Below are 14,246 nucleotides of genomic sequence, written 5' to 3'. Positions count from 1 at the left end.
TGCTAGGACCTCGTGAGGGGCTCAGTTCTCCTCGTGGGCGACCGCGCGGCGCGCGTCCGCGTCCAGCACGCCCCAGCTGATCAGCTGCTCGGTGAGGACCGAGGGGGACTGGTCGTAGATCACGGCGAGGGTGCGCAGGTCGTCCTGCCGGATCGACAGCACCTTGCCGTTGTAGTCGCCGCGCTGGGACTGGATCGTCGCCGCGTAGCGCTGGAGCGGGCCGGCCTTCTCCTGCGGCACGTGGGCCAGTCGCTCCAGGTCCAGGACCAGCTTCGGCGGGGGCTCGGCGGCCCCGCCCGGGGTCGTGCCCGGCAGGAGCTCCTGCACCGGCACCCCGTAGAAGTCGGCCAGCTCGGCAAGGCGCTGCACGGTCACCGCGCGGTCCCCGCGCTCGTAGGAGCCGACCACGACCGCCTTCCAGCGGCCCTGGGACTTCTCCTCCACCCCGTGGAGGGACAGACCCTGCTGGGTGCGGATGGCACGGAGTTTGGCCCCGAGCTGCTTTGCGTATTCGCTGGACATAACGCTCCCGGACGCTGTGACGACATGCGGCTGCGCCGCGCGGCTGGTAACTCACTGTGAGGTTACGCAGCGTTACACCTACCCGTCAAGCCGAAAGGTCCGTACCGCCTCCTCTCGGGGGACGGCGCCCGGAGAGGGAGGAGGGGAGCGTGGGACACGCCCGTCCGCCCCTGGTAAAGTGAACGGCGCAAATCCGACGTCCTTTAAGAACCGTCCCGTGAGGCGGAGAAGGAGGTCCGTTTCCCATGGACACCCAGCAGCAGTACGGCGATGACGCCCGGCCCGTGCTAGAGGCCTCCGACATCGCAAGGGTCTTGACCCGCATCGCCCACGAGATCGTCGAGCGCGCCAAGGGCGCCGACGACGTGGTCCTGCTCGGCATTCCCACCCGGGGCGTCTTCCTCGCCCGCCGGCTCGCCGAGAAGCTCGAATCGATCACCGGCGCCAAGATCCCGGTCGGTTCCCTCGACATCACCATGTACCGGGACGACCTGCGGATGAAGCCCGCCCGCGCCATCGGCCGCACCGAGATCCCCGGTGACGGCATCGACGGCCGTCTCGTCGTCCTCGTCGATGACGTGCTCTTCTCCGGCCGCACCATTCGCGCCGCCCTCGACGCCCTCAACGACATCGGCCGCCCGCGCGCCGTCCAGCTCGCCGTCCTCGTCGACCGGGGCCACCGCGAGCTGCCGATCCGCGCCGACTACGTCGGCAAGAACCTCCCCACGTCGTTGCGGGAGACGGTCAAGGTCCAGCTCGCCGAGGAAGACGGTCGCGACACCGTCCTGCTCGGTTCCAAGCCCACGGCCTAACCGGACCGGCTTCCCGCCCGGGCCCGGAGCACACCCCTGTGCCCCGGCATGCCCTTTCACCTCCCCACCACGGAGAGAAACACCGATGATGCGTCACCTCATCTCGGCCGCCGACCTCACCCGCGACGACGCCGTCCTGATCCTCGACACCGCCGAGGAGATGGCCCGGGTGGCCGACCGGCCCATCAAGAAGCTCCCGACCCTGCGGGGCAGGACCGTCTGCAACCTCTTCTTCGAGGACTCCACCCGGACCCGGATCTCCTTCGAGGCCGCCGAGAAGCGCCTCTCCGCCGACGTGATCAACTTCGCGGCCAAGGGCTCCAGCGTTTCCAAGGGAGAGTCCCTGAAGGACACCGCGCAGACCCTGGAGGCCATGGGCGTCGACGCGGTCGTCATCCGGCACAGCGCCTCCGGCGCTCCCTACCGCCTCGCCACCTCCGGCTGGATCGACGCCCCCGTCATCAATGCCGGCGACGGCACCCACCAGCACCCCACCCAGGCCCTCCTCGACGCCTTCACCATGCGCCGCCGCCTGGTCGGCCGCGACGCCGGCCTCGGCAAGGACCTGGCCGGCCGCCGCATCACGATCGTCGGCGACGTCCTGCACAGCCGCGTCGCCCGTTCCAACGTCGACCTGCTGCACACCCTCGGGGCCGAGGTCACCCTGGTGGCCCCGCCCACCCTGGTCCCCGTCGGCGTCGAGACCTGGCCCTGCGAGGTCTCGTACGACCTCGACGGCGTGCTGCCGAAGTCCGACGCGGTGATGATGCTGCGTGTGCAGCGCGAACGGATGAACGCCGCCTTCTTCCCCACCGAGCGCGAGTACTCGCGCCGGTACGGGCTGGACGGCCACCGGATGGCCAAGATGCCCGAGCACGCCATCGTCATGCACCCCGGCCCCATGGTCCGCGGCATGGAGATCACCGCAGAGGTCGCCGACTCCGACCGCTGCACGGTCATCGAGCAGGTCGCCAACGGCGTCTCCATCCGCATGGCCGTCCTCTACCTGCTGCTCGGCGGCAACGACTCCGCCGCCCCCGCCCCCAGCGCCATCCGCACCGAGGAGAACAAGTAATCATGAGCAAGATCCTGATCCGCGGTGCGCAGGTCCTCGGCGGCGACGTCCAGGACGTCCTGGTCGACGGAGAGACCATCGCCGAGATCGGCTCCGACCTGTCGGCCGAGGGCGCGACCGTGATCGAGGCCGAGGGCCAGATCCTGCTGCCCGGCCTGGTCGACCTCCACACCCACCTGCGGGAGCCCGGCCGAGAGGACTCCGAGACCGTCCTCACCGGCACCCGGGCCGCCGCCTCCGGTGGCTACACCGCCGTGTTCGCCATGGCCAACACCCATCCGGTCGCCGACACGGCCGGCGTGGTCGAGCAGGTCTACCGGCTCGGACAGGAGCACGGCTACTGCGACGTCCAGCCGATCGGCGCCGTCACCGTCGGCCTGGAGGGCAAGAAGCTCGCCGAGCTCGGCGCCATGCACGACTCCGCCGCCGGCGTCACGGTCTTCTCCGACGACGGCAAGTGCGTCGACGACGCCGTCATCATGCGCCGCGCCCTGGAGTACGTGAAGGCCTTCGGCGGCGTCGTCGCCCAGCACGCCCAGGAGCCGCGCCTCACCGAGGGCGCGCAGATGAACGAGGGCATCGTCTCCGCCGAGCTCGGCCTCGGCGGCTGGCCGGCCGTCGCCGAGGAGTCGATCATCGCCCGCGACGTCCTCCTCGCCGAGCACGTCGGCTCCCGCGTCCACATCTGTCACCTCTCCACCGCCGGCTCCGTCGAGATCGTCCGCTGGGCCAAGTCCCGCGGCATCGACGTCACCGCCGAGGTCACCCCGCACCACCTCCTCCTCACGGACGAGCTGGTCCGCACGTACAACCCGGTCTACAAGGTCAACCCGCCGCTGCGCACCGAGCGGGACGTGATGGCGCTGCGCGAGGCCCTCGCCGACGGCACGATCGACATCGTCGCCACCGACCACGCCCCGCACCCGCACGAGGACAAGGACTGCGAGTGGGCCGCCGCCGCCATGGGCATGGTCGGCCTGGAGACAGCCCTCTCCGTCGTCCAGCGGACGATGGTCGAGACCGGCCTGCTCGACTGGGCCGGCGTCGCCGACCGGATGTCCTTCGCGCCCGCCAGGATCGGGCAGGCCAAGGGGCACGGGCGTCCCGTCTCGGCTGGTGAGCCCGCCAACCTGACGCTGGTCGATCCGGCTTACCGTGGTGTCGTGGACCCCGCGGACTTCGCCTCCCGCAGCCGCAACACCCCCTACGAGGGCCGCGAGCTGCCGGGACGCGTCACCCACACCTTCCTGCGGGGCCGGGCAACGGTCGTGGACGGGAAGCTGGCGTGACACCACTCATCGCAATCGCCGCAGAGGCTGTCGAACAGAAGTCGGCGGAGGTGACCGACTGGGCCGGACGGCTCGGCTGGGTCGCCGGACTGCTGCTCTTCGTCGCCTTCGTGTACTGGCTCATGCGCCAGGGATGGAAGTGGCGCGGCAGCCTCCAGTCGGACCTGCCCGAGCTGCCCACCGCGCCGGAGTCGACCGGTGAGGCCACACTGACTCTCAGCGGGCGCTACCACGGGTCCACGACCGCGGGACAGTGGCTCGACCGGATCGTGGCCCACGGACTCGGCACCCGCAGTCGCGTCGAGCTCAGGCTCACCGACGCCGGGATCGAGGTCGTGCGCCCCGGGGCGAACGACTTCTTCGTGCCGGCCGCCGCCCTGCGCGAGGCCCGCCTCGACAAGGGCATCGCCGGCAAGGTCCTCGCCGAGGGCGGGCTCCTGGTCATCACCTGGGAGCACGGCGGCAAGCCGATCGACTCCGGCTTCCGGTCCGACCGCGCGGCCGAGCACACCGCCTGGGTCGAGGCCATCAACTCCATGAACCCCGTAACCACCACGACGGAAGGCATCGCACGATGACGACCTCCACCAGGGGAGCCGCACAGGTTCCCGCCGTACTCGTCCTGGAGGACGGCCGCGCCTTCCGCGGCCGTGCCTACGGGGCCGTGGGGGAGACCTTCGGCGAGGCCGTCTTCTCCACCGGCATGACCGGCTACCAGGAGACCCTCACCGACCCGTCGTACCACCGCCAGGTCGTGGTCATGACGGCCCCGCACGTCGGCAACACCGGCGTCAACGACGAGGACCCCGAGTCCGGTCGCATCTGGGTCTCCGGCTACGTGGTCCGCGACCCCGCCCGCGTCTCCTCCAACTGGCGCGCGCAGCGCTCGCTGGACGAGGAGCTGCAGCGCCAGGGCGTCGTCGGCATCTCCGGCATCGACACCCGCGCCCTCACCCGCCACCTGCGCGAGCGCGGTGCCATGCGCGTCGGCATCTTCTCCGGCCCCGCCCTGCTGGGCCCCTCCGGCACGGGCGCCGCCGCCGACGCCGCCCTGCTGGCCAAGGTCCAGGCGCAGCCCCAGATGAAGGGCGCCGACCTCTCCGCCGAGGTCGCCACCAAGGAGACCTACGTCGTCCCCGCGATCGGCGAGAAGAAGTTCACCGTCGCCGCCGTCGACCTCGGCATCAAGGGAATGACCCCGCACCGGATGGCCGAGCGCGGCATCGAGGTCCACGTCCTCCCCGCCACCGCCACCGCCGAGGACATCTACGCCGTCGACCCCGACGGAGTCTTCTTCTCCAACGGCCCCGGCGACCCGGCCACCGCGGACGGCCCCGTCGCCGTCATGCGGGCCGTCCTCGAACGCAAGACCCCCCTCTTCGGGATCTGCTTCGGCAACCAGATCCTCGGCCGCGCCCTCGGATTCGGCACCTACAAGCTGAAGTACGGCCACCGGGGCATCAACCAGCCGGTGCAGGACCGCACCACCGGAAAGGTCGAGGTCACCGCGCACAATCACGGCTTCGCCGTCGACGCGCCCCTCGACAAGGTCTCCGACACCCCCTACGGGCGTGCCGAGGTCTCCCACGTCTGCCTGAACGACAACGTCGTGGAAGGCCTCCAGCTGCTCGACCAGCCGGCCTTCTCCGTCCAGTACCACCCCGAGGCGGCTGCCGGCCCGCACGACGCCGCGTACCTCTTCGACCGCTTCGTATCCCTGATGGAGGCCGAGCGTGCCTAAGCGCACCGATATCCAGTCCGTCCTGGTCATCGGCTCCGGCCCGATCGTCATCGGCCAGGCCGCCGAGTTCGACTACTCCGGAACCCAGGCGTGCCGGGTCCTCAAGTCCGAGGGCCTGCGGGTCATCCTGGTCAACTCCAACCCGGCCACGATCATGACCGACCCGGAGATCGCCGACGCCACGTACGTCGAGCCGATCACCCCCGAGTTCGTCGAGAAGATCATCGCCAAGGAGCGCCCCGACGCCCTCCTGCCCACCCTCGGCGGCCAGACCGCCCTCAACACCGCGATCTCGATGCACGAGCAGGGCGTGCTGGAGAAGTACGGCGTGGAGCTCATCGGCGCCAACGTCGAGGCCATCCACAAGGGGGAGGACCGCGACCTCTTCAAGGGCGTCGTCGAGGCCGTCAAGGCCAAGATCGGATACGGCGAGTCCGCCCGCTCCGTCATCTGCCACTCCATGGACGACGTGCTCAAGGGCGTCGAGGAGCTCGGCGGCTACCCCGTCGTCGTCCGCCCCTCCTTCACCATGGGCGGCGCCGGCTCCGGCTTCGCCCACGACGAGGACGAGCTGCGCCGCATCGCCGGACAGGGCCTCACGCTCTCCCCGACCACCGAGGTGCTCCTGGAGGAGTCCATCCTCGGCTGGAAGGAGTACGAGCTGGAGCTCATGCGCGACAAGCACGACAACGTCGTGGTCGTCTGCTCCATCGAGAACTTCGACCCGATGGGCGTCCACACCGGCGACTCCATCACCGTCGCCCCGGCGATGACGCTCACCGACCGCGAGTACCAGCGGCTCCGCGACATCGGCATCGCGATCATCCGCGAGGTCGGCGTCGACACCGGCGGTTGCAACATCCAGTTCGCGGTCAACCCCGACGACGGCCGGATCATCGTCATCGAGATGAACCCGCGCGTCTCCCGCTCCTCCGCGCTCGCCTCCAAGGCGACCGGCTTCCCGATCGCCAAGATCGCCGCCCGGCTCGCCGTCGGCTACACGCTGGACGAGATCCCGAACGACATCACGGAGAAGACTCCGGCGTCCTTCGAGCCCACCCTCGACTACGTCGTCGTCAAGGCCCCGCGCTTCGCCTTCGAGAAGTTCCCGCAGGCCGACTCCACCCTCACCACCACCATGAAGTCCGTCGGCGAAGCCATGGCCATCGGCCGCAACTTCACCGAGGCGCTCCAGAAGGCCCTGCGCTCCCTGGAGAAGAAGGGCTCCCAGTTCGGCTTCACCGGTGAGCCCGGCGACAAGACCGAACTGCTGCGCGCATCGGTCCGCCCCACCGACGGTCGCATCAACACCGTCATGCAGGCCATCCGTGCCGGCGCCACCCCGCAGGAGGTCTTCGACGCCACGAAGATCGACCCGTGGTTCGTCGACCAGCTCTTCCTGATCAAGGAGATCGCCGACGAGCTGGCCGCCGCCGAGAAGCTCCACCCCGAGCTGCTCACCGAGGCCAAGCGGCACGGCTTCTCCGACGCCCAGATCGCCGAGATCCGCGGCCTGCGCGAGGACGTCGTCCGCGAGGTCCGGCACGCCCTCGGCGTCCGCCCGGTCTACAAGACCGTCGACACCTGTGCCGCCGAGTTCGCCGCCAAGACCCCGTACTTCTACTCCTCGTACGACGAGGAGAGCGAGGTCGCCCCGCGCGAGAGGCCCGCGGTGATCATCCTGGGCTCCGGCCCGAACCGCATCGGTCAGGGCATCGAGTTCGACTACTCCTGCGTCCACGCCTCCTTCGCGCTCAGCGACGCGGGCTACGAGACCGTGATGGTCAACTGCAACCCGGAGACCGTCTCCACCGACTACGACACCTCCGACCGGCTCTACTTCGAGCCGCTCACCCTGGAGGACGTCCTGGAGATCGTCCACGCCGAGAGCCTGGCCGGCCCCGTCGCCGGTGTCGTCGTCCAGCTCGGCGGACAGACCCCGCTGGGCCTGTCCCAGGCACTCAAGGACAACGGCGTGCCGATCGTCGGCACCTCCCCGGAGGCCATCCACGCCGCCGAGGACCGCGGTGCCTTCGGCCGCGTCCTCGCCGAAGCGGGCCTGCCCGCCCCCAAGCACGGCACCGCGACCACCTTCGCCGGTGCCAAGGCCATCGCCGACGAGATCGGCTACCCCGTCCTCGTGCGCCCCTCGTACGTGCTCGGTGGCCGTGGCATGGAGATCGTGTACGACGAGGCCCGCCTGGAGTCGTACATCGCCGAGTCCACCGAGATCAGCCCCACCCGGCCGGTCCTGGTCGACCGCTTCCTCGACGACGCCATCGAGATCGACGTCGACGCCCTCTACGACGGCGAGGAGCTCTACCTCGGCGGGGTCATGGAGCACATCGAGGAGGCCGGCATCCACTCCGGCGACTCGGCCTGTGCGCTCCCCCCGATCACCCTGGGCGGCTTCGACATCAAGCGCCTGCGCGCCTCCACCGAGGCCATCGCCAAGGGCGTCGGCGTCCGCGGACTGATCAACATCCAGTTCGCCATGGCCGGTGACATCCTCTACGTCCTGGAGGCCAACCCGCGCGCCTCCCGGACCGTCCCCTTCACCTCGAAGGCGACCGCGGTGCCGCTGGCGAAGGCCGCCGCCCGCATCTCGCTCGGCGCCACCATCGCCGAGCTGCGCGCCGAAGGCCTGTTGCCGAAGAGCGGCGACGGCGGCACCCTGCCGCTCGACGCGCCGATCTCCGTCAAGGAGGCCGTGATGCCGTGGTCGCGCTTCCGCGACGTGCACGGCCGCGGCGTCGACACCGTCCTCGGACCGGAGATGCGCTCCACCGGCGAGGTCATGGGCATCGACGCGGTCTTCGGCACGGCCTACGCCAAGTCGCAGGCCGGTGCCTACGGCCCGCTGCCCACCAAGGGCCGCGCGTTCATCTCGGTGGCCAACCGTGACAAGCGCTCGATGATCTTCCCGGCCCGCGAGCTCGTCGCGCACGGCTTCGAACTGCTCGCCACCTCCGGCACCGCCGAGGTGCTCAAGCGCAACGGCATCAACGCCACGGTCGTCCGCAAGCTCAGCGAGGGCGAGGGCCCGAACGGCGAGAAGACCATCGTCCAGCTCATCCACGAGGGCCAGGTCGACCTGATCGTCAACACCCCGTACGGCACCGGCGGCCGTCTCGACGGCTACGAGATCCGTACGGCCGCGGTGGCGCGCAGCGTCCCCTGCCTCACCACGGTCCAGGCGCTCGCCGCGGCCGTCCAGGGCATCGACGCGCTCAACCACGGCGACGTCGGCGTCCGGTCGCTCCAGGAACACGCGGAGCACCTGACCGCGGCCCGCGACTAACAGCCCGAACGACGAGGGGGACACCGAGCACCTGCGGTGTCCCCCTCGTCATGAGCACACCTGGACCCGAGAACCATGTACAAGTTCTTCTTCGACCTCGTCTTCAAGCGCATGGACCCCGAGGAGGCCCACTACCTGGCCTTCCGCTGGATCCGCATCGCCGCCCGCATCCCGGTGCTCCGCACCTTCGTCGCCGCCGTCCTCGCCCCCCGTCACACCGAGCTGCGCACCGAGGCGCTCGGCCTGCGCATGCACGGCCCCTTCGGGCTCGCCGCCGGCTTCGACAAGAACGCCGTCGCCATCGACGGCATGTCGATGCTCGGCTTCGACCATGTCGAGATCGGCACGGTCACCGGCGAGGCCCAGCCGGGCAACCCCAAGAAGCGCCTCTTCCGGCTCGTCCCGGACCGCGCCCTGATCAACCGCATGGGCTTCAACAACGAGGGCTCCGCCGCCGTCGCCGAGCGCCTCGCCGCCCGTACGCCGGTCTTCAGGACCGTCGTCGGCGTGAACATCGGCAAGACCAAGCTCGTTCCCGAGTCCGAGGCCGCCGCCGACTACGTGAAGTCCACCGAGCGCCTCGCCGCCCACGCCGACTACCTCGTCGTCAACGTCTCCTCTCCGAACACCCCCGGACTGCGCAACCTCCAGGCCACCGAGTCGCTGCGTCCCCTCCTCACCGCGGTCCGCGAGGCGGCCGACCGGACGGTCACCGACCGCCGCGTCCCGTTGCTGGTCAAGATCGCCCCAGACCTGGCCGACGAGGACGTCGACGCGGTCGCCGACCTCGCCCTGGAGCTCGGCCTCGACGGAATCATCGCCACCAACACCACCATCGCGCGCGAGGGCCTCGGGCTGAAGTCCGATCCCGCACTGGTCAAGGAGACCGGTGGCCTGTCCGGCGCACCCGTCAAGGAACGCTCCCTCGCCGTCCTGCGCCGACTCCACGCACGCGTGGGGGACCGCCTGGTCCTGGTGGGCGTCGGCGGCGTCGAGAACGCCGAGGACGCCTGGCAGCGCATCCTCGCCGGCGCCACCCTGATCCAGGGCTACAGCGCCTTCATCTACGAGGGCCCGTTCTACGCCCGCGCGATCCACAAGGGCCTCGCCGCACGGCTCGCGGCCTCCCCGTACGCCACCCTCGCCGAGGCCGTCGGCGCCGACAACCGAAAGGCCGTCCAGTGACCGCCCTCCCGTCACCGTCCGACCCCCGCCCCTCGTCGACGCCCTCCGGGCGGTCCCCGAGCTTCGGTGCCCGTCTGCGCTCCGCCATGGACGAGCGCGGCCCGCTCTGCGTCGGCATCGACCCGCACGCGGCCCTGCTCGACTCCTGGGGCCTGACCGACGACATCGGCGGTCTGGAGCGCTTCACCTTCACCGTCGTCGAGGCGCTCGCCGAGACCGTGGCCGTCTTCAAGCCCCAGTCCGCCTTCTTCGAGCGCTTCGGCTCGCGCGGCATCGCCGTCCTGGAGCGTGCCGTCGCCGAGCTGCGGACGGCGGGCGGCCTGGTCGTCATGGACGCCAAGCGCGGCGACATCGGCTCCACCATGGCCGCGTACGCCGAGACCTTCCTGCGCAAGGACTCCCCGCTCTTCTCCGACGCGCTGACGGTCTCCCCGTACCTCGGCTACGGCTCGCTGAAGCCGGCGGTCGACCTGGCCAGGGAATCCGGCGCCGGCCTCTTCGTCCTGGCGCTCACCTCCAACCCGGAGGGCGCGGAGGTCCAGCGGGCGGTCCGCGAGGACGGTCGGACGATCGGCGCGACGATGCTGGCCCACCTCGCCGAGGAGAACGCGGGGGAGTTCCCGATGGGCTCCTTCGGCGCGGTCGTCGGCGCCACCCTCGGCGACCTGTCCTCCTTCGACCTGGACATCAACGGTCCGCTCCTGGCTCCCGGCATCGGTGCCCAGGGGGCCACCGCCGCGGACCTGCCGGCGGTCTTCGGCGCGGCCGTCGGCAACGTCGTCCCGAACGTCAGCCGCGGGGTCCTGCGGAACGGGCCGGACGCGGTCGCGCTGCGGGACTCGGCACTCCGCTACGCGGACGAGATCCGGGCCGCCGTCGCCGGCTGATCGCCCGCCCGGACAATCCGCAGGTCGGAGCGGACGGGGCCCCGATGGTGAGCCGTCTCACTCCTTGACGAAAACTTGGCTCAAAACCGGGTCGTTTTGCCTGAAAAGTCCTGGTCGGTCGATCCTGACCAGGACTTTTCTGCTGTTCTCGCTGACTGGAGCGGCCTTGGCCGCTAGTCTCCGGGGCAGGGCAGGCGTTCAACGGCCACTCCGCTGAACCGTGCTCCGCTGGTGAGGGGCGACTGAGGTTCCCCACCGGTCCGTATCCGACAGATCGACATCCGAGGTGACGTAGGCGTGGCTCTTCCGCCCCTTACCCCTGAACAGCGCGCAGCCGCGCTTGAAAAGGCCGCCGCGGCTCGCCGGGAGCGGGCCGAGGTCAAGAATCGACTCAAGCACTCCGGCGCCTCCCTCCACGAGGTCATCAAGAGTGGTCAGGAGAACGACGTCATCGGCAAGATGAAGGTCTCCGCCCTGCTCGAGTCGCTGCCCGGCGTCGGCAAGGTCCGCGCCAAGCAGATCATGGAGCGGCTCGGCATTTCCGAGAGCCGTCGGGTCCGTGGCCTCGGTTCCAACCAGATCGCTTCGCTGGAGCGCGAGTTCGGCAGCACCGGAGCCTGATCCGGGACACGCGTCCCGGGCATGCCGGGAGAGCTGGAATAATCGCTGCATGGCAGCAGAGGCACGTCCGCGACTGACCGTGCTCTCCGGCCCCTCAGGGGTCGGCAAGAGCACGGTCGTCGCTCATATGCGCAAGGTCCACCCCGAGGTCTGGCTCTCGGTGTCGGCGACGACCCGGAAGCCCCGCCCCGGCGAGAAGCACGGCGTCCACTACTTCTTCGTCACGGACGACGAGTTCGACAAGCTGATCGCCAACGGTGAACTCCTCGAGTGGGCCGAGTTCGCGGGCAACCGCTACGGCACTCCGCGGGGCGCGGTCCTTGAGCGCTTGGATGCGGGAGAACCCGTGCTCCTGGAGATCGACCTCCAGGGCGCCCGACAGGTCAAGGACTCCATGCCGGAGTCCCAGCTGGTCTTCCTGGCCCCGCCGAGCTGGGAGGAACTGGTCCGCCGGCTCACCGGTCGCGGCACCGAGTCGCCCGAGGTCATCGAGCGTCGGCTGGACGCCGCGAAGGTCGAGTTGGCGGCGGAGTCGGAGTTCGACACCACCCTCGTCAACACCTCCGTCGAGGACGTCGCACGCGAGCTGCTAACGTTGATGCACGTTGTCTGATCTTTTTTCCATCTTCGGAAGGTAGAGCGTGTCCTCTTCCATCACCGCGCCCGAGGGCATCATCAACCCGCCGATCGACGAGCTGCTCGAGGCCACGGACTCGAAGTACAGCCTCGTGATCTACGCGGCCAAGCGCGCGCGTCAGATCAACGCGTACTACTCCCAGCTCGGCGAGGGCCTGCTGGAGTACGTGGGTCCGCTCGTCGACACCCACGTCCACGAGAAGCCGCTCTCGATCGCGCTGCGCGAGATCAATGCGGGTCTGCTGACGTCCGAGGCCATCGAAGGCCCCGTTCAGTAAGCGCACGACGCGAGTCGCATCTGTCACCACGGGCCCGGCGGAACATCCGCCGGGCCCGTGGTGTCTCATGGAGTCGTACGCATCCGAGTGCGGGGAGCAACAATGGGCGCAGGAGCCAAGCCGAAGGTCGTTCTGGGCGTGAGCGGCGGCATCGCCGCCTACAAGGCGTGCGAGCTGCTCCGTCGGCTCACCGAATCGGGCCACGACGTGCGCGTCGTCCCCACCGATTCCGCGCTCCACTTCGTCGGCGCCGCCACCTGGTCCGCGCTCTCGGGCAACCCCGTCTCGACCGAGGTGTGGGAGTCCGTCCACGAGGTCCCGCACGTGCGGATCGGCCAGGGTGCCGACCTGGTCGTCGTCGCCCCCGCCACCGCCGACATGCTTGCCAAGGCCGCCCACGGCCTCGCCGACGACCTGCTCACCAACACCTTGCTCACCGCCCGCTGTCCCGTCGTCTTCGCCCCGGCCATGCACACCGAGATGTGGGAGCACCCGGCGACCCAGGAGAACGTGGCCACCCTGCGCCGCCGCGGCGCCGTCGTCATCGAGCCCGCGGTCGGCCGCCTCACCGGCGTCGACACCGGCAAGGGCCGGCTCCCCGACCCGGTCGAGATCTTCGAGGTCTGCCGGCGGGTCCTCACCCGCGGCAGCGCCGTCCCCGACCTCGCCGGACGCCACGTCGTGGTCAGCGCGGGCGGCACCCGCGAACCCCTCGACCCCGTTCGCTACCTCGGCAACCGATCCTCGGGGAAGCAGGGCTACGCCCTCGCCAAGGCGGCTGCCGCCCGCGGTGCCCGCGTCACCCTGGTCGAGGCGAACACCGGCATCGCCGACCCGGCCGGGGTCGACGTGGTCCACGTCGGCACCGCCGTCCAGCTCCGCGAGGCGGTGGTCAAGGCAGCCGCCGACGCCGACGCGGTCGTGATGGCCGCCGCCGTCGCCGACTTCCGGCCGGCCGTCTACGCCTCCGGAAAGATCAAGAAGAAGGACGACGGGGGTGCTCCGACGGTCGAGCTCGTCCGCAATCCCGACGTCCTCGCCGAGCTGTCGGCCGACCGTGCCCTGCCCGGACAGGTGGTCGTCGGCTTCGCCGCCGAGACCGACGACGTCCTTGCCAACGGCCGTGCCAAGCTCCGCAGGAAGGGCTGTGACCTGCTCGTCGTCAATGAGGTGGGGGAGCGCAAGACCTTCGGCTCGGAGGAGAACGAGGCCGTCGTCCTGGCCTCGGACGGCACCGAGACGCCCGTGCCGTACGGGCCCAAGGAAGCGCTCGCCGAGACGGTCTGGGATCTGGTCCTGCCGCGGCTGCGTCCCGTGACCTGACGTATCCGCTCCCCGTGCCCCGGGGTGCGCGACCGGCGCGACGATGCTCCTCCAGGCGCGTGAATCGTCGCCCTGCGAGTGATTTGCGCCCCATCCGGGCGGGCAGGTCTGCCTTGCCGGAGGCCGGTTCCGTACGCTCGCCGGCATTCGCCAGGCGAGACACCTGGTCCATTGTCCGACCGTGACCGATAGACTGTTCGTGGAACGTCGCGGGGCGCAGCCCCCTGCCGGTCCGCGTCACGAGTAGCCAGCAGCCGCTGCAACCCCAGGGAGCGTTGTGTCCCGTCGTCTGTTCACCTCGGAATCCGTCACCGAGGGTCACCCCGACAAGATCGCTGATCAGATCAGCGACACCATTCTCGACGCACTGCTGCGCGAGGACCCCACCTCGCGCGTCGCCGTCGAGACGCTGATCACCACCGGCCTGGTGCACGTCGCCGGTGAGGTGACGACCAAGGCGTGGGCGGACATCCCGACCCTCGTCCGGAACAAGATCCTCGAGATCGGCTACGACTCCTCGAAGAAGGGCTTCGACGGCGCCTCCTGCGGCGTGTCGGTGTCCATCGGATCGCAGTC

Annotated in this window: 14 protein-coding genes; 13 read left to right on the top strand and 1 reads right to left on the bottom strand. The window is 70.1% G+C overall.

The features are described 5' to 3' along the window. Positions 1-21 precede the first annotated feature (21 nt). On the bottom strand, positions 22-522 hold the full coding sequence (bldD, locus tag ACFW2Y_RS28895) for a transcriptional regulator BldD (RefSeq protein WP_015032294.1): 501 nt from the start codon (positions 520-522) through the stop codon (positions 22-24). Positions 523-767: 245 nt separating this feature from the next. Here bldD and pyrR point away from each other — a divergent pair, with 245 nt between their 5' ends. From pyrR to ACFW2Y_RS28830, 13 genes are all read left to right on the top strand, one after another. Beyond that, positions 768-1,334: a bifunctional pyr operon transcriptional regulator/uracil phosphoribosyltransferase PyrR gene (gene pyrR / locus ACFW2Y_RS28890; RefSeq protein WP_384885065.1), complete on the top strand. Its 567-nt coding sequence runs from the start codon at positions 768-770 to the stop codon at positions 1,332-1,334. An 85-nt stretch (positions 1,335-1,419) separates the two neighbouring features. After that, positions 1,420-2,409 carry an aspartate carbamoyltransferase catalytic subunit gene (locus ACFW2Y_RS28885; RefSeq protein WP_384885064.1) on the top strand — a complete coding sequence of 330 codons (990 nt, stop codon included), beginning with the start codon at positions 1,420-1,422 and terminating at the stop codon, positions 2,407-2,409. Between the two features lie 2 nt (positions 2,410-2,411). Then, entirely contained in the window at positions 2,412-3,698 is a 1,287-nt protein-coding gene (locus ACFW2Y_RS28880; RefSeq protein ID WP_384885062.1) for a dihydroorotase, read from the top strand. Next, positions 3,695-4,276, top strand: a complete 582-nt coding sequence (locus tag ACFW2Y_RS28875; protein ID WP_384885060.1) for a hypothetical protein — start codon at positions 3,695-3,697, stop codon at positions 4,274-4,276. The genes ACFW2Y_RS28880 and ACFW2Y_RS28875 overlap by 4 nt, the downstream gene beginning before the upstream one ends. Further along, the gene (carA, locus tag ACFW2Y_RS28870; protein ID WP_384885058.1) at positions 4,273-5,439 is read left to right on the top strand and encodes a glutamine-hydrolyzing carbamoyl-phosphate synthase small subunit; all 1,167 of its coding nucleotides are present in this window, start codon (positions 4,273-4,275) and stop codon (positions 5,437-5,439) included. Before ACFW2Y_RS28875 ends, carA begins: the two co-directional genes overlap by 4 nt. Continuing rightward, a complete protein-coding gene (carB, locus tag ACFW2Y_RS28865; protein ID WP_384885057.1) occupies positions 5,432-8,740 on the top strand; it encodes a carbamoyl-phosphate synthase large subunit in 3,309 nt (1,102 codons plus the stop codon). The genes carA and carB overlap by 8 nt, the downstream gene beginning before the upstream one ends. A 75-nt stretch (positions 8,741-8,815) precedes the next feature. Further along, the gene (locus tag ACFW2Y_RS28860; RefSeq protein ID WP_384885056.1) at positions 8,816-9,925 is read left to right on the top strand and encodes a quinone-dependent dihydroorotate dehydrogenase; all 1,110 of its coding nucleotides are present in this window, start codon (positions 8,816-8,818) and stop codon (positions 9,923-9,925) included. A gap of 74 nt (positions 9,926-9,999) precedes the next feature. After that, positions 10,000-10,812, top strand: coding sequence for an orotidine-5'-phosphate decarboxylase (pyrF, locus tag ACFW2Y_RS28855; protein ID WP_384885067.1), 813 nt, complete (start codon positions 10,000-10,002; stop codon positions 10,810-10,812). 297 nt (positions 10,813-11,109) lie between these two features. Next, positions 11,110-11,433, top strand: a complete 324-nt coding sequence (locus ACFW2Y_RS28850; RefSeq protein ID WP_030693098.1) for an integration host factor — start codon at positions 11,110-11,112, stop codon at positions 11,431-11,433. Between the two features lie 49 nt (positions 11,434-11,482). Continuing rightward, the gene (gmk, locus tag ACFW2Y_RS28845) at positions 11,483-12,046 is read left to right on the top strand and encodes a guanylate kinase (protein ID WP_384885054.1); all 564 of its coding nucleotides are present in this window, start codon (positions 11,483-11,485) and stop codon (positions 12,044-12,046) included. 28 nt (positions 12,047-12,074) lie between these two features. Then, entirely contained in the window at positions 12,075-12,347 is a 273-nt protein-coding gene (gene rpoZ / locus ACFW2Y_RS28840; protein ID WP_030810584.1) for a DNA-directed RNA polymerase subunit omega, read from the top strand. A gap of 102 nt (positions 12,348-12,449) precedes the next feature. After that, positions 12,450-13,670, top strand: coding sequence for a bifunctional phosphopantothenoylcysteine decarboxylase/phosphopantothenate--cysteine ligase CoaBC (coaBC, locus tag ACFW2Y_RS28835; protein WP_384885052.1), 1,221 nt, complete (start codon positions 12,450-12,452; stop codon positions 13,668-13,670). Between the two features lie 277 nt (positions 13,671-13,947). Beyond that, a partial coding sequence (locus ACFW2Y_RS28830) for an S-adenosylmethionine synthetase N-terminal domain-containing protein (RefSeq protein ID WP_384885050.1) occupies positions 13,948-14,246 on the top strand: 299 nt, incomplete at its 3' end.

The organism is Streptomyces sp. NPDC058877 (assembly GCF_042742855.1).
Taxonomy (GTDB): domain Bacteria; phylum Actinomycetota; class Actinomycetes; order Streptomycetales; family Streptomycetaceae; genus Streptomyces.
The sequence above is the reverse complement of the archived record's forward strand: the minus strand, read 5'-3'. Positions and strand labels throughout refer to the sequence as shown.

Bases quoted from the DNA above. Each gene is read 5' to 3' on its own strand.
- bldD (WP_015032294.1), bottom strand. From the start codon at position 522: ATGTCCAGCGAATACGCAAAGCAGCTCGGGGCCAAACTCCGTGCCATC.
- pyrR (WP_384885065.1), top strand. From the start codon at position 768: ATGGACACCCAGCAGCAGTACGGCGATGACGCCCGGCCCGTGCTAGAG.
- ACFW2Y_RS28885 (WP_384885064.1), top strand. From the start codon at position 1,420: ATGATGCGTCACCTCATCTCGGCCGCCGACCTCACCCGCGACGACGCC.
- ACFW2Y_RS28880 (WP_384885062.1), top strand. From the start codon at position 2,412: ATGAGCAAGATCCTGATCCGCGGTGCGCAGGTCCTCGGCGGCGACGTC.
- carA (WP_384885058.1), top strand. From the start codon at position 4,273: ATGACGACCTCCACCAGGGGAGCCGCACAGGTTCCCGCCGTACTCGTC.
- ACFW2Y_RS28860 (WP_384885056.1), top strand. From the start codon at position 8,816: ATGTACAAGTTCTTCTTCGACCTCGTCTTCAAGCGCATGGACCCCGAG.
- gmk (WP_384885054.1), top strand. From the start codon at position 11,483: ATGGCAGCAGAGGCACGTCCGCGACTGACCGTGCTCTCCGGCCCCTCA.
- coaBC (WP_384885052.1), top strand. From the start codon at position 12,450: ATGGGCGCAGGAGCCAAGCCGAAGGTCGTTCTGGGCGTGAGCGGCGGC.